The organism is Glacieibacterium sp., from assembly GCF_965200405.1.
Taxonomy (GTDB): domain Bacteria; phylum Pseudomonadota; class Alphaproteobacteria; order Sphingomonadales; family Sphingomonadaceae; genus Glacieibacterium.
Genome location: NZ_OZ241356.1, coordinates 1,570,813 through 1,595,267, shown reverse-complemented (window position 1 = coordinate 1,595,267; position 24,455 = coordinate 1,570,813). Strand labels below are relative to the sequence as shown.

20 protein-coding genes and 1 pseudogene are annotated in these 24,455 nt (G+C 66.6%); 8 read left to right on the top strand and 13 right to left on the bottom strand.

The window, feature by feature from the left end; genetic code table 11:
• Positions 1 to 20 precede the first annotated feature (20 nt).
• The 3 genes from ACOFKW_RS07385 to ACOFKW_RS07375 form a co-directional block, all read right to left on the bottom strand.
• Positions 21 to 245 (bottom strand): DUF3072 domain-containing protein, encoded by a 225-nt coding sequence (locus ACOFKW_RS07385; protein ID WP_419816672.1) that lies wholly within the window; start codon positions 243 to 245, stop codon positions 21 to 23.
• A gap of 77 nt (positions 246 to 322) precedes the next feature.
• The gene (locus ACOFKW_RS07380) at positions 323 to 2,794 is read right to left on the bottom strand and encodes a TonB-dependent receptor (RefSeq protein ID WP_419816671.1); all 2,472 of its coding nucleotides are present in this window, start codon (positions 2,792 to 2,794) and stop codon (positions 323 to 325) included.
• Between the two features lie 52 nt (positions 2,795 to 2,846).
• On the bottom strand, positions 2,847 to 4,496 hold the full coding sequence (locus tag ACOFKW_RS07375) for a sulfotransferase (protein ID WP_419816670.1): 1,650 nt from the start codon (positions 4,494 to 4,496) through the stop codon (positions 2,847 to 2,849).
• A gap of 57 nt (positions 4,497 to 4,553) precedes the next feature.
• Between ACOFKW_RS07375 and ACOFKW_RS07370 the strand changes: the two genes are divergently transcribed.
• Positions 4,554 to 5,411, top strand: a complete 858-nt coding sequence (locus tag ACOFKW_RS07370; RefSeq protein ID WP_419816669.1) for an S-methyl-5'-thioadenosine phosphorylase — start codon at positions 4,554 to 4,556, stop codon at positions 5,409 to 5,411.
• Here ACOFKW_RS07370 and ACOFKW_RS07365 read toward each other — a convergent pair.
• The 7 genes from ACOFKW_RS07365 to ACOFKW_RS07335 all read right to left on the bottom strand — a co-directional run bounded on the left by ACOFKW_RS07365 (position 5,400) and on the right by ACOFKW_RS07335 (position 11,088).
• On the bottom strand, positions 5,400 to 6,056 hold the full coding sequence (locus ACOFKW_RS07365; RefSeq protein WP_419816668.1) for an NrsF family protein: 657 nt from the start codon (positions 6,054 to 6,056) through the stop codon (positions 5,400 to 5,402). The two genes, ACOFKW_RS07370 and ACOFKW_RS07365, sit on opposite strands and share 12 nt — an antisense overlap.
• Positions 6,046 to 6,573 (bottom strand): sigma-70 family RNA polymerase sigma factor, encoded by a 528-nt coding sequence (locus tag ACOFKW_RS07360; protein WP_419816667.1) that lies wholly within the window; start codon positions 6,571 to 6,573, stop codon positions 6,046 to 6,048. Before ACOFKW_RS07360 ends, ACOFKW_RS07365 begins: the two co-directional genes overlap by 11 nt.
• Before the next feature lie 7 nt (positions 6,574 to 6,580).
• On the bottom strand, positions 6,581 to 7,354 hold the full coding sequence (locus ACOFKW_RS07355; RefSeq protein WP_419816666.1) for a molybdopterin-binding protein: 774 nt from the start codon (positions 7,352 to 7,354) through the stop codon (positions 6,581 to 6,583).
• On the bottom strand, positions 7,351 to 8,211 hold the full coding sequence (locus ACOFKW_RS07350) for a cytochrome b/b6 domain-containing protein (protein WP_419816665.1): 861 nt from the start codon (positions 8,209 to 8,211) through the stop codon (positions 7,351 to 7,353). The genes ACOFKW_RS07355 and ACOFKW_RS07350 overlap by 4 nt, the downstream gene beginning before the upstream one ends.
• Before the next feature lie 111 nt (positions 8,212 to 8,322).
• On the bottom strand, positions 8,323 to 9,360 hold the full coding sequence (locus tag ACOFKW_RS07345; protein ID WP_419816664.1) for an oxidoreductase: 1,038 nt from the start codon (positions 9,358 to 9,360) through the stop codon (positions 8,323 to 8,325).
• Complete coding sequence (locus ACOFKW_RS07340; protein ID WP_419816663.1) at positions 9,357 to 10,403, bottom strand: HWE histidine kinase domain-containing protein; 1,047 nt, start codon at positions 10,401 to 10,403, stop codon at positions 9,357 to 9,359. Before ACOFKW_RS07340 ends, ACOFKW_RS07345 begins: the two co-directional genes overlap by 4 nt.
• Positions 10,387 to 11,088 carry a Crp/Fnr family transcriptional regulator gene (locus ACOFKW_RS07335; RefSeq protein ID WP_419816662.1) on the bottom strand — a complete coding sequence of 234 codons (702 nt, stop codon included), beginning with the start codon at positions 11,086 to 11,088 and terminating at the stop codon, positions 10,387 to 10,389. The genes ACOFKW_RS07340 and ACOFKW_RS07335 overlap by 17 nt, the downstream gene beginning before the upstream one ends.
• 630 nt (positions 11,089 to 11,718) lie before the next feature.
• On the opposite strand from ACOFKW_RS07335, the gene ACOFKW_RS07330 reads away from it, so the two are divergent.
• From ACOFKW_RS07330 to ACOFKW_RS07320, 3 genes are read left to right on the top strand one after another with little or no spacing between them, the layout of a single operon-like run.
• On the top strand, positions 11,719 to 12,156 hold the full coding sequence (locus ACOFKW_RS07330; RefSeq protein WP_419816661.1) for a response regulator: 438 nt from the start codon (positions 11,719 to 11,721) through the stop codon (positions 12,154 to 12,156).
• 32 nt (positions 12,157 to 12,188) lie between these two features.
• The gene (locus ACOFKW_RS07325; RefSeq protein WP_419816660.1) at positions 12,189 to 13,562 is read left to right on the top strand and encodes a M20/M25/M40 family metallo-hydrolase; all 1,374 of its coding nucleotides are present in this window, start codon (positions 12,189 to 12,191) and stop codon (positions 13,560 to 13,562) included.
• Positions 13,559 to 14,713: an aromatic ring-hydroxylating oxygenase subunit alpha gene (locus tag ACOFKW_RS07320; RefSeq protein ID WP_419816659.1), complete on the top strand. Its 1,155-nt coding sequence runs from the start codon at positions 13,559 to 13,561 to the stop codon at positions 14,711 to 14,713. The genes ACOFKW_RS07325 and ACOFKW_RS07320 overlap by 4 nt, the downstream gene beginning before the upstream one ends.
• On the opposite strand, the gene ACOFKW_RS07315 is transcribed toward ACOFKW_RS07320, so the two are convergent.
• A complete protein-coding gene (locus tag ACOFKW_RS07315; protein ID WP_419816658.1) occupies positions 14,710 to 16,116 on the bottom strand; it encodes a TonB-dependent receptor domain-containing protein in 1,407 nt (468 codons plus the stop codon). The two genes, ACOFKW_RS07320 and ACOFKW_RS07315, sit on opposite strands and share 4 nt — an antisense overlap.
• Positions 16,056 to 17,348 (bottom strand): TonB-dependent receptor, encoded by a 1,293-nt coding sequence (locus tag ACOFKW_RS07310; RefSeq protein WP_419816657.1) that lies wholly within the window; start codon positions 17,346 to 17,348, stop codon positions 16,056 to 16,058. Before ACOFKW_RS07310 ends, ACOFKW_RS07315 begins: the two co-directional genes overlap by 61 nt.
• A gap of 363 nt (positions 17,349 to 17,711) precedes the next feature.
• Here ACOFKW_RS07310 and ACOFKW_RS07305 point away from each other — a divergent pair, with 363 nt between their 5' ends.
• The 3 genes and pseudogenes from ACOFKW_RS07305 to ACOFKW_RS07295 all read left to right on the top strand — a co-directional run bounded on the left by ACOFKW_RS07305 (position 17,712) and on the right by ACOFKW_RS07295 (position 20,534).
• Positions 17,712 to 18,485, top strand: a complete 774-nt coding sequence (locus ACOFKW_RS07305; protein WP_419816656.1) for a glucose 1-dehydrogenase — start codon at positions 17,712 to 17,714, stop codon at positions 18,483 to 18,485.
• A gap of 55 nt (positions 18,486 to 18,540) precedes the next feature.
• Positions 18,541 to 19,281 (top strand): sulfite exporter TauE/SafE family protein, encoded by a 741-nt coding sequence (locus ACOFKW_RS07300; protein WP_419816655.1) that lies wholly within the window; start codon positions 18,541 to 18,543, stop codon positions 19,279 to 19,281.
• Positions 19,282 to 19,291: 10 nt separating this feature from the next.
• Positions 19,292 to 20,534, top strand: a pseudogene (locus ACOFKW_RS07295) (cysteine desulfurase-like protein).
• On the opposite strand, the gene ACOFKW_RS07290 reads toward ACOFKW_RS07295, so the two are convergent.
• Positions 20,531 to 22,849, bottom strand: coding sequence for a DNA translocase FtsK 4TM domain-containing protein (locus ACOFKW_RS07290; RefSeq protein ID WP_419816654.1), 2,319 nt, complete (start codon positions 22,847 to 22,849; stop codon positions 20,531 to 20,533). The pseudogene ACOFKW_RS07295 and the gene ACOFKW_RS07290 overlap by 4 nt on opposite strands.
• A 362-nt stretch (positions 22,850 to 23,211) precedes the next feature.
• Here ACOFKW_RS07290 and ACOFKW_RS07285 point away from each other — a divergent pair, with 362 nt between their 5' ends.
• Positions 23,212 to 24,423: a UbiH/UbiF/VisC/COQ6 family ubiquinone biosynthesis hydroxylase gene (locus ACOFKW_RS07285; protein WP_419816653.1), complete on the top strand. Its 1,212-nt coding sequence runs from the start codon at positions 23,212 to 23,214 to the stop codon at positions 24,421 to 24,423.
• Positions 24,424 to 24,455: the final 32 nt, after the last annotated feature.

Genomic DNA, 24,455 nt, shown 5'->3' with positions numbered 1-24,455 from the left:
TTTTAGTCAAAGGGCAGGATCTACTTGCCCCGGCCGGTTTCATTCTGCAGCTCGTCAATGCGGATCGAAGCGTCGGCCTTGCTGAGTTCGGGGTCGAAATCCTCATGGGCCTCCTCGCTCAGGGTCTTGAGGTAGGAGGCCTGCGCGCCGGTCATCGGCTGGTCGCCGGTGGTCCAGTCGGACGGATCCTTGACCGCGTTCGAGGTCGGGTGGGTCTTGGGGTTCTCGACTTCGTTGTCGGCCATGATGAGTCTCCGGAATGCGGGTGGATAGTCGCGGTTCAACGCCCGCGGCCATCCAGTGTTCCGCATTCGTTCGCGACCTAGAAGCGCCTCCCGAGCTTGAGGCCGACGGTGCGCGGGCGGATCAGGAAGGTGTAGAAGACGCCGCCGCCAGCAGTGTCATGGCCGGGGTCGCCGCAAGTGGTTTCGCCGCACTGGACCGACCGCGACGTCTTGCCGTTCACGTCGAAGATGTTGGTGCCGTAGATCTCGGCGGTCCATAGCCCGGACTTCACGCCAAAACTGAGGTCGGCGGTGGTATAGGCGGGGATGTCGCCGACGATGGCGCGAATGTCGGTGCCGGGATCGCCGCCATAACGGATGTCGCCGATGCGCATGCCCTCGCGGACAACCGCGCCCTGCAGATGCGCGTCAAGACCATCGCGGATGCTGAACTCGTACCGAGCGATGACGTTCGCCTTGAACTTGGCAGTATCGGGCAGGCGGTTGCCGACTGGCGCGAGCAGGCTGTTGGGCTCGCCGCCCGGACCAGGCAGGGTGCAATCGAACGCGGGGTTGGCGAACTTGCAGAAGTTCTTGAGCAGCTTGGTGTCGTTGAAGCTGCCGCCGGCGGTGAGGGTCAGGCCGTCGATCGGGATGAGGCTGGTGTCGAACTCGAAGCCGCGGATGCGGGCGTCGCCGGCGTTGCGGACCTCCGACAGGCCGTTGGGACCGAGGAACGACAGCTGCACGTTCGACCATTTCAGCTGATAGACCGCGCCATTGAAGCGTAAGTGATTGTCGAGCCAGCTGGTCTTGAAACCAAACTCGTAATTGTCGAGCTCATCTGCACCATAGGGTGGCAAGGTGCCACGCCGGTTGACACCGCCGGGCCGGAAGCCGCGCGAGAAGGTGCCGTAGACCAAAGCGTCGTCGGTGACGTGGTAGGTTAGATTGACCTTCGGAATCCAGCCGGTGTCGCTGGTCGTCTTGTCGACGTTGGTACACGGCGCGCCCTTGACATCGGCGGGGGCAAAGCACGCCGCGACGCCGGTCTTGCTGCTGTAGCCGGCGGCATAGCCGAAGAAGCCCTCGAGCGAGTTCTTGTAGTGATAGACGCGCGCGCCGGCGGTCAGCGTCAGCTTGGGCAGGATGTCGAAGCTCAACTCGCCAAAGGCGGCATAGTCACGGTCGATGCGGGTCTGCTTGGTGAACCAGATGTCGCTATCGGTGCCCGGCACGGTGATGTCATCGGCGATGTTGGCGATGATGTAATTCTCTTCGATGTTGTTGACCTGGCGCTCGAAGAACAGCCCACCGATGAAGCGCAGCCGGTTATCGCTGGGCGAGCTGATCCGCAGCTCGTGGCTCTGCTTGGTGAAGCGCGGCCGCGACACAGTGCGTTGGTTCGGGCTGATGACGTTGCCGGCGTTGTCGGTGATGTAGGCGCCTGAGCCGTACAACGCGTCGTAAAAGTATGAATAGTCGGAATAATCCGCCTCGTTGTGGACCTTGCGCTTCATATAGGCGCCGGCATAGGTCAGCGACCAGTCGCCGATCTTGCCCTCGATGGTCAGCGCCGCCTGGTACCAGTCGTCGTGGTTGAACTCGGGGTTGTACTGCGCGACTTGGCGCTTTTTGGCGCGTCCCGATTCCTCGCCGAAGAAGCCGTTGGCGTCCTGCTTCTGGCCCATGATGCTGGGGGTAATCGTCCAATCGTCGTCTAGCTCGATACCTAGTGCGATGCGGCCGCCATAGGTCTTGACGTCGTTATAGTTCTTCTTGACGAACGGCGCGGTGGTCTGGGTGATGCCCGACACGGCGAAGGTCCGCGTCGCCAGCACATTGTCGATGAAGCCCGCGTCCTTGTCGTACCAGCCGACGGCGCGCACCGCGACCTTGTCGGTCAGCGGCATGTTGATGAAGCCCTCGCCGACATAGCCGAAGCCGCCATCGGTGACCTTGTTGACCTCGAGGTCGACGCCTGCGGCGATCTTGGTCGGATCGGGCTTGTTGGTGATGATGCGGATCGTGCCAGCCTCGCTGGAGGAGCCGTACAGCGTGCCCTGCGGACCCGCCAGCGCCTCGACACGAGCGATGTCGTACAGATGGATGTCGAGCGCGCCCGAGATGGTGGTGATCGGCTGCTCGTCGAGATAGACGCCGACGGTCGGCTGCGAGGTCGAGTGGTTGGCGTTCTCGCCCGACGACACGCCGCGGAAATAGACCTTGGCGCTGCCCGGCCCGCTGGTCTGGTAGGTAACCGACGGCAAGTAGCGGACGTAGTCGTCGAAGCCCTTGACCTGCAGCTGGTCGAGCTTGGAATTGCCCAGCGCCTGGACCGACATCGGGACGTTCTGCAGGCTTTCGCTGGTCTTGCGCGCGGTAACGACGATGTCGTCGAGCTGACCGGGCGTTTCAGCGGCGGCGGTGACGACGGGTGCCTGGCTTTGGGCCTGGAGCGCGACCGGAAACGCCAGTGCGCTGGTCAGCCACAGCAGGTTTCGGATGCCGCGGGTCCCCCAAGGGCGGGCCAGCAATCGCGAAGCGCGCACAAGCCCATGATCCGACAAGATATGTCCCCTTTGAAACGTCGCCGTTTCCGTCCCCGAAACTCCTGCCCGGCTATTTCGCCAGATCTGTATCTTCAGGCTGCGACACGATCGGATACTTGTCCAGTAGCGGGCCGAGAGTTTCGACCAGCGGCGTCAACCATTCCGCATAGTGTTGCCAATGATCCACAGCCGAGGCGTACAGTGGCTGGCGCACCTGTTCTGAGCTGGCGGTGCGGACGGCGCGCTCGGTGCGGTGGAAGTCGAGGACGCCGGGCTCGAATTCCAGGCCGCAATAGTCGAGCAGGCGGCGGATCTCGGCCTCCGGCTCGGCGACGAGTTGCTCGTAATGGACCCGGTGGATGCGGCCCGGAAGCACCTCGTCGAAATGCGCCATCAGCTTGGCATAGTCTGCCCAGTAGCGGCCGATGTCGCCAAGATCGTAGCTGAACGACTGGCCGCGCGCGAAATGCTGCTTGAACCCCGAGAAGCAGCAGCCGAGCGGATGACGGCGGGCGTCGATGATCTTTGCGTTCGGCAGAATCAGGTGGATCAGCCCGGCGTGGATGAAGTTGTTAGGCATCTTGTCGATGAACAACGGGCGCTCGCTGCGGCGCTGCGGGCGGGTCAGGTCAAGGTATTCCTGGCCGAGGGCGCGAAGCTCGTCGGGATCGAGGGCGGCGACGCGGTCGGCGAAACGGTCGCCGGTCTCGGCAGCGTCGCGAGCGCCGAGGCGGCGGGCGAGGGCCAGCAAGTCGGGGAGCTCGGTGGTGCCCTCGACGCGGCTATGGCTCGACAGGATCTGCTCGATCAGCGTCGAGCCGGAGCGCGGCAGGCCGACGACGAAGATCGGGTCGGGGTCGGGACAGCCCTGGCCGGCGCGGGCAGCGAAGAACCCGGCGGTGTAGAGCGCGCGGCTACGCTCGACATTGGCACTGGTCTCGTCGGCGTCGTAGTCGAGTTCGGTACGGCGCAGGGCGTTGCCGGCGGCGTAGTGCGCGAACGAGGCGGGATACTCGGCGCGGTCCTCCAGCGCCTTGCCGAGAGCGAAATCGAGGTGATAGCAATCGGCATCGGCGACGTCGGGCGTCGCCAGCGCGGCCTGCATGGCGGCAATGTCGGCGGCGTCGAACGACACGGTCTTGAGGTTGGCGAGGCTCCACCACGCTTCGCCGAGGGTCGGCTCGATGGCGATGGCGCGGCGATAGGCGGCGATACTGTCGGTCTGGCGCCCGACGGTTTTCAGCGCGTGTCCATAGCTCATCCAGCTGGCGGGCTGGAGCGGATGATCGGCGAGGACTGCGGCATAGACCAACAGCGCCTGGGGATAATCGCCGAGGCGGACGAGGATCGCGGCGCGAAGGATGCGGTAGCCGGGCGCATTCGCGTCGCGGCTCATCAAGTCGTCGAGGTGGGTCAGGGCCTCGGCCGACTTGTTCTGGCGGTGCAGCGCGACGACCAGGTTATGGCGAGCGGCGTCGAAGCCGGGTGCGAGGTCGAGGGCGCGGCGCAACAGCTTCTCGGCGTCGGCATAGCGGCCGATCCGCCCGGCGACCTCGGCCAGCATGCGGATCGCGGCGACCTCCAGCGGGTCGCGCTTGAGCCGGGCGCGGAGGATGGCTTCCGCCTTGGGCAGGTCGTTGGCGTTGAGCGCCAGCGCCGCGGTGATCAGCTCCGGATCATTGGCGGAGTCTTCGAGCTGGGCGTCGAGGCTGGCTGGCATGGCGGTATTTCACCCGGTGGCGGGTTCGTGTCAAAGCGGGGCTGTAAAGGAGAGCGCATGGCGGGCTGGAAGATCGGGATCATCGGCGGCTCGGGGCTGTACGCCATCGATGCGCTGGAGGGGGCGGAGTGGCGGACGGTGGCCTCGCCTTGGGGGAAGCCGTCGGACGCTTTGCTGTGCGGGCGGATCGGCACGGTTGAGTTGGCGTTCCTGCCGCGGCATGGGCGCGGGCACCGGGTGTCGCCGAGCGAGCTCAACAACAGGGCGAACATCGACGTGCTGAAGCGTGCGGGCTGCACCGACATCGTGGCGATCTCCGCCGTTGGCTCGTTGCGCGAGGAGCTGGCGCCGGGGCGGTTTGTGGTGGTCGACCAGTTCGTCGACCGGACCTTCGCGAGGGCCAAGAGCTTTTTCGGCACGGGCATGGTGGCGCATGTCTCGATGGCCGATCCAGTATGCCCGCGGCTGTCGGCACTGGTCGCGGATGCAGCGGGGGAGGCGACGCGCGGCGGCACTTATTTGGCGATGGAGGGGCCGCAATTCTCGACGCGGGCGGAGAGCGAGCTGTACCGCAGTTGGGGCTGCAGCGTCATCGGCATGACCGCGATGCCGGAGGCCAAGCTCGCGCGCGAGGCGGAGCTGCCGTACGCGCTGGTCGGCATGGTCACCGACTACGACTGCTGGCGGGTGGACGAGGCGCCGGTAGAGGTCGGGAACATCCTCAAGGTCATGCACGACAATGCCGCCCGGGCGCGGGCGCTGGTGGTGGCGCTGGCCCAGTCGCTGCCCGCCGAGCGCGCGCCGTCGCCGATCGATACCTGCCTCGATTTCGCGCTGATCACCGCTCCCGAGGCGCGTGACCCGGCGTTGCTGGCGAAGCTCGACGCGGTGGCTGGGCGGGTCCTACCAGCGTAGGAAGCGCGGCAGCACCAGCAGCGCCAACCCGGCGCCGATCACCACCGCCAGCCCGTACCAGACCAGCACGTACATCGCGGAATCGTGCGGGCAGCGCCACGCAAAGGCGACCGCGCCCCAGCCGGCACTGGCCACGCCCGCCGCGATCGCCGTAGCGCGCGGCCAGGCGGGGGCGGCCCGGCGCGCCACCAGCAGCATCGCCAGCAGCATCGGCAGCGCATAGGCTTCGACCACCGCGATACAGGCCAACCCCTCGCGCCAGCTCATCGTGTCGGCCATCGCGGCGGGCAGTGCCTGATGGTCGGTCACCGCAATCCCGGTGATTAATGCGATCCCCGCCGCGCCGAGCATCCAGCGTACCCCGGCCTTGCGCGGCGCATCGGGCACCAGTGTCGCCGCCAGCGCCAGCGTGCCGGCGACCGCCAGCATCAGGCTGCTGGCGATCTTCCACCACAGCATCGGCCCGGCCATCGCCATTTCCATGTCGTTGCGCGGCGGCGTCATACCGATGACCAGCGCCAGCTCAACCGCCGCCACGACCAGCAGCGCCAACACGCCGCGCCACGGCCGCGCCGGGCGCACGGGGGCGAGGCCGGCGACCAGCCGGTCGATGGTCAGTTCGCTGGGCATCCGGTCAGCCGGCATCGCCAGATCCTTCGACAAGCTTCATCAGTCGCGCCATGCCCCGGTGAATGTTGACCTTGACCAGCGAGGCACTCTGCCCGGTCAGTGCCGCGGTTTCTTCGACCGTGCGTCCCTCCAGCTTGACCAGCCGGATGGCGTCGGCCTGCGCCGGCTTGAGCGATTGCATCAGCCGCGCCAGCACATTGGCGCTGACCACCGCGTCGCCGCTGTCGCCTACGCCGAGCGTCTCGGGTAGCTCTTCGGTCCGCGTCGCCTTGAGGTTACGCAGCGCGTCGATCCATTTGTAGCGTGCCACGCCAGCCAACCACGGTCCGAACGGTCGCGACGGATCCCAGGTGTGGCGCTTGGTGTGAACCGCGACCAGCGCGTCCTGCACCGCATCGTCGACCCGGTCGGGCGGCAGCCGGTGGCGGTAGTAACGCGTCAGCCAGACCTGGACCTCGTCGAGCAGCAGGCGATAGGCGGCCTTGTCGCCCGCCTGCGCCGCAATCATCAACCTGGCCCAGACCTCCGTCACCTAGACGTCATATCCCCGCGTACCATTCATAGCCACGGTCCTCCCAATAGCCGCCGCGGCCGAGTTCGAGGCCCTTGAAGCTGTTCACCGCCTCGATCCGCATGACGTATTTGGCCTGCTTGTAGCCGAGCTGGCGCTCGATCCGCATCCGCGCGGGCGCGCCGTGACCGACGCTCAACGGGCCGCCGTTCATGCTCAAAGCCACGATGGTCTGGGGGTGGAAGGCGTCGACGAGGTCGATACTCTCGTAATAGATGCCTGACGACTGGGCGCCGCCCTTGGACTGCTCGCCGCCGTAATTGTCGGCGCAGTGGAAGACGATGTAGCGGGCATTGGGCTTCAACCCCACCGTCTTGAGCAATGTTCCGAGCTGCGGCCCCGACCATTCGCCGATCGCGCTCCAGCCCTCGACGCAGTCGTGCCGGGTTATCTGGGTCCGCGCCGGCAAGCGACGCAACTCGGCCAGCGAGACGTCGGTCGGCCGGTCGACCAGCCCGTCGATCCTGAGCTTCCAATCGGCGAACCCATTGGCCGCCAGCGCCTGATAGGCGTCTTCCCGCGGCTCGCGAGTGCCGTTGACCTTGAAGTCGGGGCTGAGGTCGGCCTTGGTGAACTCCTTGGCGAGTGCGTCGCGGCCGATCAGCCGCTGCCAGCGATAGGTCGCCTGCTCCGCCGATTGGACGACGCTGACCAGCCCGGGCGACTGGACGAGCTTGTCGCAACCCGCCAGCAGCAGCCCGCTGCCGACGGTCATCAGACTACGGCGGTTGATCATGCTCATGGCTTCACCGGATCGATGCGGAACTTGCCGGTGATCATCGAGCGGATCTCGTTGAACGGCCCGGCCAGCAAAACCATCGCGACATGGACGATGACGAAGCCGACGAGCAGCGCCATGGTGATGAAGTGGATCGAGCGCGCGCTCTGGCGGCCACCGAGCAGGTCGATCAGCCAGGTCCAGCTCGCCCCGATGCCCGGCGACAGGCTGAGGCCCGAGGCGACCATGAGCGGCAGCAGGATGAACACCGTACCGCCGTACGCCGCTTTTTGCAGGATGTGATAGCGCTTGGCATCCTCGCCACGCGGGAATTTGAGCCGCAGATGCAGCCAGATGTCGTGGAGGATGTTGCGCGGGCTGAGCTCGGACAGCCGGGGCAGCAGGTCGCGCTTCAAATGCCCCGACCACAGTCCGGCTGCCAGATAGACCAGCCCGTTGAGGATGAAGACCCAGGCGAAGAAGAAGTGCCAGTTGCGCGCCGTCCCGAGGTCGCGGTAGCTCGGGAAGGTCGCCCAGCCGGGGAAACCGATCGCCTGCGCCTGGCCCCGCTTGTCGTTCGACAGGCCGAGCACGCCGGTGGTGTCCAGCTTGACCGGCCCGATGCGGGTGATGCCCTGCTGACCGGTGCTGCCGATCTCGAGCCAGCGCTTGTTGTCGTCGGAATCAGCGCCGTAGCTGCCCCAGTAGAGCGCCGGATGGGCATTGAAGATGTTGAGCCCCGAGGTGAGCAGGAAGGCCATCGACAGCACCGTGATCCAGTGCGTGATGCGGGTGGTCAGCGCGTGGCGCTTCCACAGATAAGGCTTGGCCGGGGCGGATAGCCCATCCGCCATAACCGCTGCGCCGTCCGTCGCCATCATCCACGCCCTTCGTTGAGACCGTCGTACAACGACAGCGTCCGGGAGTCCCGCGCTGCTGTTCGCCGCGCCGTCATCCTTGTGGCCGGAACTTCGCGCCAACTGCGCGGCGGGTTACAGCGTGATCTGCCGACCCGTGGCGGCGCTGACCCGGGCGAGTTCGATCAGGCGCAGCCCGGTACAGGCGTCGGCAGGATCGACCGGTGGCGGCGTCCCGTGCAGGATCGCCGCGGCAACGCCCTCGTAAAAGCAACGATAGTCCCCCGGCTCGGTCGGTACCGTCGTTGCCACACCCTTGGGGTCGGTCAGCACGCCATAGGTCCCGGGTGCATCTTCACCGAACCCGGCGTCCTGCGGTCGCTGTCCGGCGCGCATCCACGTCTCTTGGGGGTCGAGACCGTATTTCTCGAACAGCCCGGCCGACCCGGCCAGCCGGAAACGGGGACGCGGCACGATCATCAGCGTCGATGCCGAGACAATCGCGCGCATCGTACCGTAGTGCAGCGTCACCTCGAAATAATCGTCAGTCTCGGCCGCCGCGCGCTGGGTCAAGACGTCGGCCGACAATGCATCGGGCCGGCCGAACAACTGCAGCACCTGGTCGATCAGATGTGGCCCAAGGTCGGCGAGCAACCCTGATCCAGGCGCACTTACCTCGCGCCAGCCGGTCTTGATGGCGGGGCGGAACTTGTCCCATTGCGCCTCGAACAGGCTGATTTCACCCAGCCGCTTCTCCGCCAGCAAGCGGTGCACGGTCAGGTAATCGCCGTCCCAGCGACGATTGTGAAAGACGCTGAGCATCCGCCCCCGCTCCGCTGCCAGCGCGATCAGCGTCTCGCCCTCTGCCGCGTCGGTCGCGAAGGGCTTGTCGATCACGACATGCTTGCCCGCCTCCAGCGCGGCGCGGGCCAGCGGGGCGTGGGTCAGGTTCGGCGTCGCGATGACGACCAGCTCGATCTCCGGATCGGCGAACAGCGCACCGGCTTCCTCTACTGCGCGCGCTTCGGGCCAGCCGGCCGCGACTTCGTCTTGCCTGGAAGTGACGACGGCAGCCAGCCGCAGCCCGGCAACGGCCCCGATCAGCGGAGCGTGGAACGATGCGCCGGCAAGACCATAGCCGACCAGCCCGACACCGATTGTCCGATCGGTCATGCCCCCGGCCCGGCCGGCAGCGGCAAGGTCAGGCGATACCGGAAGCCCTGCGGTTCGAAGCTGGCGACCGCGGTCGCGTTGAGATCATAGGCCAGGGTACGCTCCAACGTTTCCATCCCGAAGCTGCGCCGGCCAGGTTGCACCACCGGATGCAGACCGCCCGACTCGATCCAGTCGAATTGCAACCCGCCGTCGACGATCTGCCACGACACCGCAACATGTCCAGCCGGGTGGGACAGCGACCCGAACTCGACGGCGTTGGCGGCGAGTTCGTGGAACGCCAGGCCCAGGCGTTGGGCGATCCGCGCGTCGAGGCGGATCGGCGGCCCGGAAAACGACAAACGCTCGCCCTCCTGCACGACATGGGCGAGCAACTCTCCGGCGAGCAGCCCGGCGAGATCGAGGCTGCCGCCGCCTTCGCGGGTCAGTTCGGCCAGCGTCCGGGTGAACGCGCCGATGCGACCGTCGAGGCGCGCCGCATAATCCTCCGACGACATGCCCGGCGCGGCACCGCGCCGGGCGATCGAGCGGATCACCGCGACGACGTTGCGAAGGCGGTGTCGTAGAGCGGCCTGGGCGATGACAGCATGTCCGGCAGCGGCGCGGGCACGCACCAATTCGCTGATCTCGACGCCGATGGTCAGGATGCCCGCGACCCGCCCGTTCGGGGTTCGAAGCGGGCTCGCGCTGAGGCTGAACCAGCGTTCCGCCCCCGGCTGCGGCTGATCGGTCAGGGCCAGTTCCGCGGCAACGGTCTCGCCCGCCATGACGCGCAATTCGATCGCCAGCAGGTCACCGGGATCGGCGGGCCAGAACCCCGGATCGGACAGAGCGCCCGGGCCGACGGCATGGTCTATCCCCGCAGCGTCGAAAGCCGGGTTGAACACCATAGTCCGTGCCGCACCCCACAGGATCGTCGCCGGAAAAGCGCAGGCGAACGCCAGTTCCGAAGCGCGGTCGAGCGCCTCCCGCTCGCCGGAGCCTGCCATCATGTCCTGCTTGTCCGGCTCGGCTATATCGTGTGGGTCAGGCGTCGTTGGCATCGAGATGCGCGCCTTCCCGGTCGAGGTGGAGGTACGTCGGGTCGAACAATGCGTCACGCTTCAAGGCTGCAAGATCCGGCAGGGTCAAGGTTCGCCGATCCAGCCGGATCAAGCCGTTGGCGCGCAGTTCCTGCAGCGTGCGGTTGACATGGACGGGGGTCAGGCCGGTCGCGTCTGCAAGGTCGATCTGCGTGAATGGCAGGTCGCAGCTGTCGCCATCCGTCAGCCCGACCGCGCGCAGCCGGTAAAAGAGCTCGCAGAACAGATGACCGATCCGTTCGTACGCGCTGCGCTGGCCGATATTGACCGTCCATTCACGCTGCACCGCCATGGCGACAAGTGTATCCCATGTCAGTGCCTGCAGTATTCGCGGATGTCTGCCGCTGACGCGTTCATACGTCGCACGTGGCACCTCGGCATAAGTAATTCCGGTCAGCGCGCCGATCGAATGATCCATCATGCGGAGGTAAAAGACGTTGAGGTCGCAAATGTCGCCGGGCAGGAAGAACGACGTTATTTGGCGCCGTCCGTCCTCCAGTGTCTTGTAGCGGCACGCCCAGCCGGTCAGCAGCAGGTTCATGTCCTCGGGCCGGTCGCCCTCGCGAATAATGTCGTCGCGAGCCTGCAGGCGTCGCTGGCGACCCCCGACCAACTCGTCGAGGGCAGCCCGGTCGATTGCCGACATGCGGGTGTATTGCTCGAGCTTGCGGGCCAACGGGTTGTGCATCAGTGACTTGGGCCCTCCACGCCCACCCGTGTAACCGGCGAAACAAATCGGCGTTGCAACTTATGATAGCAAATCCGGATTCTTGTTACGCAGCCGGGTCGTGCAGCTATAACTTACGTCAACGACAAGGCTAACCAATTCGAGATAATTCCGAAGCATCGGGAGATTGACTATGCCGAATAATATAGCCGAGTCCGACTATTATCGATTGCGGGCGGAGTCCGAACTCGCCAGGGCGGCGGCGGCAGCATTGCCGGCGGTCAGCTCGGCCCACCTTCAACTCGCCTCATTATATAATAGTCGGGCGGATGACCTGGCTGCCGGCATCGTCGAGAGCGTCGAGTCATGTGCATCCAAGCCACTACCGGCGCATATCCGGTCCTGACGAGCGTCACTACTAGGCTCAAATAAGATTAAGCGTGCGGTAATGTACCGATCAACTTCGACGTTATGTTATTATCGGTCACACGTTGTTTTTGCAGGCCGAAATTTTATGACGCCCGGTGAATATTGGCAAAATTGTCAATTTGAGACCGAAGTCGATACTTGGCTGCAATGGCGGCGGTCGGCTCTGGCCGAATATCGACTATGCGCCAACTTGCCGCAGACTTCGTAGTGGAGAGGGCGTTTTTCGGGCGATCGGTGCTGATCGTCGAGGACGAGTATCTGCTGGCCGACGACCTTGGACAGGCTTTGTCTAATCTCGGCGCGATCGTCGTCGGCCCCTGTAACTCGATCGTAGTAGCGCTCGAACTGCTGGAGAGCAGCCTAGAGGTCGACGCTGCAATCCTCGATATCGACCTCGATGGCCACAAGATCTTTCCGGTTGCCGATGTGATGATCGCGCGCGGCGTGCCGTTCGTGTTCAGCACCGGCTACGATGGCTCCGATGTTCCGGAGCGCTACAGCCATGTACCACTGTGCGTAAAACCGATGACCGTCGGCGCCGTCATCGGCGCATTGTCGACCATCATGACGTCGGCTTCGACACTGGCACCGTGGACAGCAGCGGTCACAAGCCTTTAGGCTGACGCCCTGCCCGTCAAGGACCGCCATCGATGTTTCGACCGTTGCTGACCGCGCTGCTGTTGACCGGTGCTGCAACCGTGCAGGCCGCCACCCCTGCCGAAATCGCCGCCGCCCGCGCCATCCTCGGCGAAGCCGTCGCGACGCCGACGGTCATCGGGCGCGGCCAGGTGCCGGCACTCGCCGCCAAGCTGCGCGCCCGCCTGGTCGCCGCCGGCTACGCGCCCGCCGACGTCGTCGTCACCCCGGTCGGCGAGACGGCAGTCCTGTCGGCCGTCTATCGTGGCACCGGCAAAGCGCGCCCGATCGCCGTCATCGGCCATCTCGACGTCGTCGAGGCCAACCCCAAGGACTGGACCCGCGACCCCTTCACGATGGTCGAGGACGGCGGCTATCTGTTCGGGCGCGGCGTCGCCGACAACAAGTTCGACGTGTCGATGATCGTCGAGACGCTGATCCGCCTCAAATCCGAAGGCTTCAAGCCGCGCCGCGACATCATCCTGTACCTGTCCGGCGACGAGGAGACCGACGGCAAGACCGCCGCGATCCAGGCAAAGGAGGCCAAGGCCGCGAATGTCGAGTTCGTGCTCAACGGCGACAGCGGCGGCGGCAGCCTCGGCCCCGACAACCAGCCCGTCGGCTACAAGCTCAGCGGCGCCGAAAAGACTTATGCCGACATCGAAGTCGTGTTCACCAACCCGGGCGGCCATAGCAGCGCGCCCCGCGCCGACAACGCCATCTACCGGCTGGCCAAGGCGCTGGACAAGGTCGCCGCCTATCAATTTCCGCCGATGGCCAACGAGCTGACCCGCGCCTCGCTTGCCGATGCCGCGACGCGCGAGACCGGGGCGCTAGGGGCTGCGCTCAAGGCGTTTGCCGCCAACCCGGCGGATGCCGCCGCCGCCGCGACGATCTCCGCCGATCCGAGCTGGGTTGGGCAGGTGCGCACCACCTGCGTCGCCACCCAGGTCAGCGGCGGCCACGCCCAGAACGCCCTGCCCCAGCGCGCCGCGGCCAACATCAACTGCCGCATCTTCCCGGGCACCAGCGTCGAGTCCGTCGTGGCGACGCTGACCAAGGTGATCGGCGACGACGCCGCCAGCATCAAGACGGTCGGGGGCTGGCAGGCGACCGACGCCTCGCCGCTGCGCCCCGATGTCGTCGGCGCGGTCGAACACGCCGTTCACGGTCGCTATCCCAAGCTGAAGGTCGTCGCCGGAATGGACGCCGGCGCCTCGGACAGCGTCTTCTACCGGGCGGCCGGGATCCCGAGCTACGGCGTCGCCGGCCTGTTCATCAAGAGCTCCGACGACTTCATGCACGGCCTCAACGAGCGAGTACCCGTCAGCGCAATCGGTCCGGCGCTCGATCATTGGCACGTCCTGCTGACCGACATCGCCAAATGAGCAGCCGCCCCAGCCTGGTCGTCGATCACGACCCCGACGAGGGCTACAGCCTGCCCGGCTGGCTGTACCATGACCCCGAGTTCTATCGGCACGAAATGACGCGGATCATCCGTCCGTCCTGGCAGATCGTCTGCCATGTCAGCGACTTGCCCGTCGTCGGCAGCTGGCACACGCTGGAATATCTGGGCGAGAGCATCGTCGTGGTGCGCGGCGACAATGGCGATATCGCCGCCTTCACCAACGTCTGCCGCCACCGCGGCTCGCGGCTGGTCGACGGCTCCAGCGGTTGCGCGAAGAAGCTGGTCTGCCCGTACCACGCCTGGGTCTATGAACTCGACGGGCGGCTGAGCGGCGTTCCGGCGCGGGCGAGCTACACCGTGCCGCTGCCCGCCGGGCTGGTGCCGGTCGAGCACGAGACCTGGCAAGGCTTCGTCTTCGTCCGGCTGGAGAGTGGCGGTCCCTCGGTCGCGGCGATGATGGCGCCGCACGAGGCCGAGGTCGCGCCGTATCGCTTCGCTGATATGCAGCCGCTGAAGTCGGTCACCGAGCGTCCGCGCGCGGTCAACTGGAAGAACTTGTGCGATAACTACAGCGACGGGCTGCACGTCCCGGTGGCGCATCCAGGTCTGCGGCGGCTGTTCGGCGATGGCTATCATATCGAGGCCGGCGCGCACGCCGACCGGCTCGGCGGCAAGTTGCGCGACCTGGCGCGGGGATCATGGTCGGAGCGCGCGTATCAAAAGCTGCGCCCGCGCGCCGAGCATCTCGACGATGCGGCACAATCGCTGTGGCTGTACTTCAAGCTGTGGCCGAACATCGCCTTCGACATCTATCCCGACAGCGTCGACTTCATGCAGTTCCTGCCGACCGGGCCGACGACGACGTCGCTGCGCGAGAGCGCCTACGCCCTGCCCGATCCACGTCGCGAGATGCGCGCTGCCCGCTACCTCAACGCGCGCATCAACCGCGATGTGAACGCCGAGGACAATGTGCTGGTCAACCGCGTCCAGGCCGGCATGGCGTCATCGAGCTATACCGCCGGGCCGCTGGGTGAAGGCGAAGTCTGCCTGCGCAGCTTTGCCCGCAAGTTGCGCGCCGCTATTCCCGAGGCACGGCTGCCGAAAGCCCCGGCGCCGGGCTGGTCGAACTAGAACCGCGTCCGCGCCGTCACGCCGAAGGTCCGCGGCTCGGCGAGGAACGCCCCGAACAGTTGGTTCGCGGTCGTCCCGAACGCCCGGGTATTCGCAATCGAGCTGCTGCCCTGGAACGGTGCGCTGAACGCGACCTGCTCGTAATTCTTGTTAAACAAATTCTGCGACCACAGCTCGACGCTCCAGCGCTCGTCCTTGCCGCGGATGCCGATACGGGCGTTGACGGTGATGAAGCCGTCCTGAATCTTCTCCGGGAACAGGTCGGAGCCGGTGTTATAGTCGCTGCTCAACCGGCTATCGACGTAGAACAGCGCGCTCAGCCCATTGCTGCCGATGTCGGGCGTGAAGGCGAACGAGCTGGTGACGACGTACTTCGGCGCGTTCGACAGCTGCGAGCCCGGCAGCAGGAATAGCGCGGGATCGAGCGGCGCGCCGGTGCGATCGCCGACGAGGTTCTTCGCGTATTTGACGTCGGCATAGGTGAAGCCGGCGGTGACCGCGATGTTGCGCACCGGGTAGATCGCCGCCTCGACCTCGACGCCCTGCGAGACGACGCCGGGCTTGACGCGCTTGGTGGCGCAGCGCCCGGTCGTGGGATCGCTGTCGTTATCACCGATGCCCAAGTCGTCCTTGCAACCATTGACCGTCTGCACGAGGAAGACCGAGCCGTTGAAAGTATTGAGCTGGAAGTTCTTGAACTCCTGACGGAAGCCCGCGACGTTCAGCGTGAACTGGTGGCTGTTGAACTTGAAGCCGACTTCATAGGCGTCGACCTTCTCCGGATCGAAAGCAAGGTTCGCGGTGCCGAAGCGCAGGCCGGCGTTGGTTGTATTGCGCGGATCGGTCGGCGCATAGATCGGCAGGCCGAGCGCCGACCGGTCGAGGTTGAAGCCGCCCGCCTTGTAGCCCTTCGAATAGCTGGCATAGGTCAGCAGGCGCGGCGTCACCTTGTAAGAAACGACGGCGGTGCCGGAGAACTGGCTTTCGGTCCGCTCATCGGCCAGCGACAGCGCATTGAGCGCCGAGGTCGCATTGCCCTGGCAGGTCAAATTGACCAGCGCCTGGGTAAAGCCCTGCAAAGCCGCCGGAAAGGCCGCCGCGCCGCCGGGCAGGAACGGCGAGAAGAACGCCTGCTGCGCGCCGCACGCGGTGTTGTTGTTGTCGAAGGCGGCGCTGAACTCCTTCTTCTCGTGCGTGTAGCGGAGGCCGCCGGTAATCGACAGATTGTCGGTGATGTTGAGCACGTTATGCGTGAAGAAGGCGTAGTTAGTGCTCTTCTGCCGATAGATCGAGGCGACATCGCCGACGTTGTTGACCGTGCTCAGCCGGTTCAGCCCGGCGATCAGGATCGGCGCGGCGCCGCCGAATGCCCCGGCCAGTGTCGCGGCCCCGGTGGGCGACACTGGCAACCCGGCGCGGTGTTGTTGCGGAGAGCGGGACTGGCGCTGAGCAGCGTGATCAGGCGGCAGGCCGCGAACTCGCCGTACTGGCTGCCGAACTGTAGGTTGTCGGAGACCTTGAGTTTTTCATTCGAATAATAGCCGCCGACGAGGAAATCGAGATGGTCGTCGAACAACTGGCCCTGCAGGCGGAGTTCCTGCGAGAAGGTCTTGAACTGGCGATAGGCGTTGCCGTCGTTGGCGCGGAACAGGATGTCGACATTGTTATAGTCGACGTCGCCGCCACCACCGGATTTATAGTCGCGATAGGCGGTGATCGAGGTCAGCTTGGCGCCACCCAGATCCCAGTTGAGCTCGCCCGAGACGCCATAGTCGCGCGTCGTGCCCTTGAAGGTCCGACCCGGCGACACCGAAATCTTCCGCGAATAGGTGTCGTCGTTGATGATGCCGCCGAAGCTGCGCAGCACGTCGAGAATGCGGTTTGGTCCCGCGGTGTACGCGCCATCGGTGTTGAAGCCCGGCGTCGTGGTGTTGGCAGTCGGGTCGACCGTCTCAGTGACCGGCAGGTAGGTCGCGGCGCAGCAGGCTTCCTTGCGCTTGGTGTAATCGCCGATCAGCCGGATATCGATGTCGTCGGTCGGCTTGATCAGCAATTGTCCGCGGATGAAATAACGGTCGCGGTCGTTCACCCGGCCGCCGCTGACCAGATCCTTGTAGAAGCCGTCGCGCTTGACATAGACGCCGTCGATGCGCGCGGCGACCTTGTCACCCAGCACCGGCCCGGTGACACCCCCGGCGAGCCGGTAATAGTTGAAATTGCCATAGCCCGCCTCGGCATTGGCGCCGAATTCGAACGACGGGCGCTTGCTGACGATGTTGATCAGGCCCGCCGAGGCATTTCGCCCGAACAACGTGCCCTGCGGCCCGCGCAACACTTCGATGCGCTCGATCTCGCCGAGTTCGTTCAGCCCGGCGCCGGTGCGCGAGCGATAGACACCGTCGATGAACACCGCGACCGAGCTTTCGAGGCCCGGGTTATCGCCGACGGTGCCGATGCCGCGAATGCGCGCGCTGCCGTTTGCCTCGGTTCCCGTCGACGAGACCAGCAGCGACGGCGCGAGCTGGTTCAGGGAGCGGATGTCGTTGGCGCCGGAATTCTGCAGCGCCTCGGCGGTGACGGCGGAGACGGCGATCGGCACGTCGGACAGCGCCTGGTTGCGGCGCGTCGCTGTCACGATAATGTCATTCTGATCATGGTAGACGGGGCTTACAGCGGCTGCCGTCGTCGCGGTCGGGTTCGTCGTGGGAGCCCCGGTGGGGGACGCGGCTGGGGCCGCCGTGTTTTGTGCGAGGACCCCAGCCGGGAAGGCCAACAGGCAGGCAGAAGCCCGCAGCAAGCGCTTCATCGATGTCTCCCCAAGGCGCACGGTCTTTGCCGTGAAATTAAGCAAAGCCTAGGCACTGCCCATTAATAGAGCAAGCACATCTGCGCAGGGCGTAACGAAGTATTCGGACTGTTGCTAAGCTACATCACTCGGCGGCATGGTGACGGGCTGGCGCGCCCGCCGAACGGGCGGCTTTTGGGAGTGTATCGCACCATGGATCGTCTGAAGGGCAAGATCGCGCTGGTCACCGGCGCGGCTTCGGGACTGGGCGCGGCAATGGCGGCAAAGTTCATCGCCGAGGGCGCGCGCGTCGTGCTGACCGACCTCAACGGTGCCGGCGCCGACGCCAATGCCCGTTTGTTGGGCGAAAATGCCGTGGCGGTTCAACATGATGTGACGCGGCCCGACCAATGGCAGGCGGCGCTCGACTTTGCGCATTCAAAGTTCGGCGGCTTGCATATCCTGGTCAACAATGCCGGCATCGGCACCGGCGGCTCGGTGGAGGAGACCAGCTACGAGGACTGGCGGCTGGTCCATGCCGTCGACCTCGACAGCGTCTTCTACGGCTGCAAGCTGGCGATCCCGATGATGGCGGCGACCATTGCGGCGGACGGCACGCGTGGCTCGATTCTCAACATTTCCTCGATCGCCGGGGTCATCGCCAGCGGCAACATGGCTGCCTATAATTCCGCCAAGGCCGGTGTCCGCCACCTGACCAAGTCGGTCGCGCTACACTGTGCCAAGAAGCGCTACGGCATCACCTGCAACTCGATCCACCCGGTCTTCATCGATACACCGATCCTCGACAACCTCACTGGCGCGATGGGCAAGGAGGAGGGCCTGGCGAAGCTCGGCCGCCAGATCCCGATCGGCAGGGTCGGCGAGCCCGACGACGTCGCCTGGGCCGCGGTGTATTTGTGCTCCGACGAGGCGAAGTTCGTCACCGGCCACGGCCTTTATGTCGATGGCGGCATATCGGCTATGTGAGCGCGGCGGTTCGCAGGCGCTTGACGCCGGCCCTCCCCTGCCGCACCCCGCAGCGATGTTGATGCTGCTGCTGCTGTTCGTCACCGGCCTGTGGGCCGGCACCCAGAACGCGCTCGCGGGAGGCGGTTCGTTCGTCACCCTGCCGGCGCTGATCCTGGCCGGGCTCGACCCGCGCGCCGCCAACATCGCCTCGACCGTCGCGCTGTTTCCCGGACAGGTGACGACCGGCTGGGCCGGGCGCTCCCTGGTCGCAGGGGCGGAGCGGCTGTCTTTCCGCACGCTGGCGATCATTAGCCTGGTCGGCGGTGTCGCCGGTGCCTTCCTGCTGCTCCAGACGCCGTCGTCGGTGTTCGCGGCGATGGTGCCATGGCTGGTTCTAGCCGCCACCGGGCTGTTCGCGTGGAGCAGCTTCGGCCCGAAGCCCAAGGCCGAGCCGGTGCCGCCCCCGGCCTGGGTATCGGCGACGATCCAGTCGATCATCGCGGTCTACAGCGGATTTTTCGGCGGCGGCGCGGGGATCATGACGCTGGCGGCGCTGACCATCGCCCGGATGCCGGTGCGCAATGCCGCGGGCACCAAGAACGTGCTGGTCGCCCTCGCTAATATCTCGGCGACGCTGGTCTTCGCCTTCACTGTCGCGATCGACTGGGAGAAGGCCATAGCGATCGGCGCGGGCTCGATGATCGGCGGCTATGCCGGGGCGCAGGCGCTGAAGCATGTGCCGGTCACGGCTCTGAAAATCGGTGTCGTGGTCATTGGAGTGGCGCTGACCATCGGCCTGTTCCTGCGCCGCTGAGGAGTCGCCGATGGACTTTCCGATCGCCGCCGTTCGCGCTCGTTTCCCGGCGCTGGCAGCGACCGACGACGGACTGCCGCGCGTCTATTTCGATTCACCCGGTGGCACCCAGGCCTGCGATGCCGCGATCGCCAGGATCGTCCGGCATCTGCAGACCGGAACGGCGAACGCGGGTGGCGCCTTTGCCAGCTCCGTCGACACCGACCGGCTGAGCGCCGCGGCTCATGCGGCGATGGGCGACTTGCTCGGCGCGCCGGCGAGCGAGATCGCCTTCGGACCCAATATGACGTCGCTCACCCTGGCAGTGTCGCGGGCGCTGTCCGCCGACTGGGAAGCGGGCGACGAGCTGGTGCTGACGCGCCTCGACCACGACGCCAATGTCGCCCCCTGGCTGCTGGTGGCGCGCGACCGCGGCATGACGGTGCGCTGGCTCGACTTCGATCCCGCCACCGGGCGGCTCGATCTGGATGCCCTGCCCGGGTTGCTCGGGCCGCGCACCCGGCTGGTCGCGGTCGGGGGCCAGCAACGCACTCGGCACGCTCAACCCGATCCCCGACATCGCCGCAATCGTCCGCGCGCATTCCGAGGCGCTGATCTTCGTCGATGCGGTCCAGTCGGTGCCGCATATCACCGTCGATGTGGCGACACTCGGCTGCGACCTGCTGGTCTGCTCACCGTACAAGTTCTTCGGGCCGCATCAGGGCGTGCTGTGGGGCCGCGCAGCAGTGATGGAGCGGATCGCCGCCTACAAGGTCCGCCCGGCGAAGATCACGGGCGCAGCGCGTTTCGAGACCGGGACACCGTCGTTCGAGGCGCAGGCGGGCGTCCTCGGCACCATAGACTATCTCGACTGGCTCGGTGGGCAGCTCGGGGCGAATCCGGCCGACGACCGCCCGGCGCGGTTGCGCACCGCGATGTGCGGCTGCCTCGCCTATGAGCAGGAACTCGGCACCCGTTTGCTCGACGGGCTGGCGCGGATCGAGGGTCTGACGCTGTACGGGCCACCGACGATGGAGGGGCGCGTCCCGACCTTCGCCTTCACCATCGCCGGCCACCACCCCGACGCTATCGCTGCGCATCTCGCGTCGCGCAACATCTTCGCCTGGTCGGGGCATTTCTACGCGGTCGAGGTCATCGCGCGGCTCGGACTTGGCGACAGCGGCGGCCTCGTCCGCATCGGGCTGTGCCACTACAGCACCGCCGCCGAGGTCGACGCACTGCTCGCGGCGCTGGCCGACCTGCCCGCCGCCTAGTTGCGGATCCCGCTGGCGTCGACCAGCACCTCGCGCCGGCCGACATGGTCGGGAACTCCGACGTAGCCGTCCTTTTCCATGCGCTCGACCAGCCGTGCGGCGTTGTTGTAGCCGACGCGCAATTGCCGCTGGATGTAGCTGATCGAGGCCTTCTGGCTCTCCGCCACGACCTGGACAGCGCGGGCGTACAGCTCCGCCTCCTCGTCGCCGGGTGCAGCCGGGCCGCCCATGTCCATGCCGAACTGGCCGCCGCCATCGGGCGGATCCTGCGTCACGGCGTCGACGTAATCGGGGCGCCCCTGGCCGCGCCAATGCTCGGCGACCAGCTCGACCTCCTCGTCGGTGACGAACGGCCCGTGGACGCGCACGACCTGCTTGCCGCCGGGCATGTACAGCATGTCGCCCTTGCCCAGCAGTTGCTCGGCGCCTTGCTCGCCGAGGATGGTGCGGCTGTCGATCTTGCTGGTCACCTGGAAGCTGATGCGCGTCGGCAGGTTCGCCTTGATGACGCCGGTGATGACGTCGACCGACGGCCGCTGCGTCGCCATGATCAGGTGGATGCCCGCCGCCCGCGCCTTTTGCGCCAGCCGCTGGATCAGGAACTCGACCTCCTTGCCCGCCGTCATCATCAGGTCGGCAAGCTCGTCGACGACCACGACGATCAGCGGCAGCGTCTCGAAGTCGAGCTTCTCCTCCTCGTAGATCGCCTGGCCGTCGTCGTCATAGCCGGTGTGGACCTTGCGGATAAACGGCTTGCCGCTGGCCTTGGCCTCCATGACGCGCTGGTTGAAGCCCGACAGCGAGCGGACGTTGATCGTCGCCATCATGCGGTAGCGATCCTCCATCTGCTCGACCGCCCATTTCAGCGCGCGAATCGCCTTGGGCGGATCGGTGACGACGGGCGCCAGCAGGTGCGGGATGCGGTCATAAACCGACAGCTCCAGCATCTTGGGGTCGATCATGATCATTTTGCACTGGTCGGGGGTCAGCCGGTACAGCAGCGACAGGATCATGCAGTTGAGCCCTACCGACTTGCCCGAGCCTGTGGTGCCGGCGATGAGCAGGTGGGGCATCGGCGACAGGTCGGCGATGATCGGGTCGCCGGCGATGTCCTTGCCCAGCACCAGCGGCAGGCTGGCGCTCTGGTTGTCGAAGGCGGCGCTGCCGATCAGCTCCGACAGCACGACCATCTCGCGGCGCTGGTTGGGCAGCTCGATGCCGATGACGTTGCGTCCGGCGACTACCGCGACGCGCGCCGACAGCGCACTCATCGAGCGGGCGATATCGTCGGCCAGGCCGATGACGCGCGACGCCTTGATGCCGGGGGCGGGCTCGAGCTCGTACATCGTCACCACCGGGCCGGGACGCACTTCGCCGATGCGCCCCTTGACCCCGAAGTCGTCGAGGACGGACTCGAGCAGCCGGGCGTTCTGCTCCAGGCTGGCGGCGTCGATCTTGGTTACCGGCCCCTTGGGCGGCGGCTTGAGCAGGTCGAGCGGCGGCAACTGGTAGCGGTCGCGCAGGTCGAGCGACGGCTGGCGGTCCTTGGCGAGGCGCTTAGACGGCACCGGCGCGGTGCGCGCCTCGGTGACGATGGTGGCGCGCGGCGAGGCGGCGAGTTCGAGCCCGGCGGCCTCGACCAGCGCCTCGGGGCGCGGGCGGCGCGGCTTGGCGATCGCCGGCAGGACCTCGTCCTCGTCCTCGGCGGGCGACCGGCGGAGCAACGTCGTGACGATGGCGAAGTCGGGTCGGTGAAGTCCCGATCCCCAGGCGAAGACGGCGAGCGCGACCACGGCCAGCGCCGCCGCGACGGGTCCCGCAAGATCGATTCCCGCCACCGCCGGCAGATGGTCGAGGAACTTCGCCGCGAGCAGCCCCAGGCCGCCGCCGGCACCGGCGGGCAGGCCGGTCGTGTCCGGCATGAGCACGCCGAGACTCGCAGCGGCAAGGCAGGTAGCGACCAGCACCAGCACGACGATGCGGACCCGCGGGGCCGCCGGCGCGGCTTGGCCGAAGACCATGCGGAAGCCGACGATGATCGTCGCCGGCAGCAGCCCGAGCGCGGCATAGCCGAACAGCGACAGCGCCAGGTCGGCGGCATACGCCCCAGCCAGCCCGATCGGATTGACCGCATTGCGCCCGCTGGCGGTGCCGAGCGACGGGTCGCCCGCGTCATAGCCGATCAGCGCCATCAGGAACGCCCCTGCCAGCACCAGTTGCAGCACGCCGGCCAGCCGCATGCTGCCGCTCGCCATCGCACCCGCCCAGCCCGCCGGCAGCAGGCCGCGCGCGCCCTTCACCGGTGGGCGTGTCATCGCCCGCGTCGCCATTTGTTCGCCCTTTCGTCCCGCTCCGGCCAAAGTGCGCCGAGCCGGACTCCCGGTCAACATCGCTGCGACGGGCCGTGTAGCGCGCCGACACAAAAGCGGCCGGGGCTTGCGCCACCGGCCGAAAGTGAGAACCTCAAAGGTCCGGAGCGAGCACAGGAAGCCAAAGGCATCCGCAACACGCTATTCAAGGACCGTGCCAAGCTAGTTTCCAATGTTTACAGCAATGTTTCGTCACAAACCCTGCCCGGAAACATGGCGAACCGCCCACGTTGCCTAAATTTCAGGCGTCCGCGCGGCGGCATCGTGCCCGCTTCGCATCGCGCCATAGCTCCGCTAGGGTTGCCGACATGGATACAGACGTGATCATCATCGGCGGCGGGCTGGTCGGGATGACGCTCGCCCTGGCACTCGACGCGCACGGCGTCAGCAGCGCGGTGGTCGACAGCGCCGACCTCGACGCGACCTTGGCGCAGGGCTTCGACGGGCGCGCTTCCGCCATCGCCAGCGCCTCGGCCCGCATGTTCCGCGCCATCGGGCTCGGCGAGGTGCTGGCCGAACATGGTTGTGCGATCGGCGGCATCAGGGTCACCGACGGCCTGTCGCCGCTCCACCTGCACTTCGACGCGACCGAGGACGTCGAGGCCGGGCCGCTGGGGTTCATGGTCGAAAACCGCCTGCTGCGCGTCGCCATGCTTGCCGCCGCCCGCGCCGCGCCGAACATCACGCTGCACGCCCCTGCCCATGCCGCCGATATCCGGCGCGAGGCATCGGGAGTCACCGTGACGCTGGGCGATGGCACGGTCATCACTGCGCCGCTGATCGTTGCCGCCGATGGCCGCAGGTCGAAGCTGCGCGACGCGGCGGGCATCCGCGTCGCGCGCTGGTCCTATCCCAACACCGCGATCGTCACGATGATCGGTCACGCCAACGACCACGGCAACATCGCCGCCGAACTGTTCTATCCATCCGGCCCGTTCGCGGTGCTGCCGATGCTGCCGGGAACCCGCAGCGCCATCGTCTGGACCGTCGACAACAAGGATGCGCCCGGCCTGATGAAGCTCGGCCCGCGCGGTCTGGCGGCGGAAATCGAGCAGCGCACCGGCGGCTATCTCGGCGCCGTCGAGGTCATCGCGCCCGCCGTGTCCTGGCCGCTGTCGTTCCACCATGCCGAGACCTACCTGGCGGAGCGGCTGGTGCTGATCGGCGACGCGGCGCACGGCGTCCACCCGATTGCCGGCCAAGGCCTCAACATGGGGCTGCGCGACGTCGCGGCGCTGGCCGAGGTGCTGGTCGAGGGCGCGCGCACCGGGCAGGACCTGGGCGCGCCGGCGCTGCTGGAGCGCTATTCGCGCTGGCGGCGGCTGGACAATTCGATGGTCGCGGCGGCGACGGACACGCTCAACCGGCTGTTCGCGCTGCCCGGCAGAGTGCCCGCGACGGTGCGGCGGCTCGGGCTGGCGGGGGTGCAGCGGATCGCGCCGCTGAAGGCGCGCTTCATGGCCGAGGCGCGGGGCGAGACTGGGGACCGACCGAAGCTGCTCATGGGAGAGCTGATCTAGAATTCCCAAAATCTTCTCCCTCAGGGGAAAAT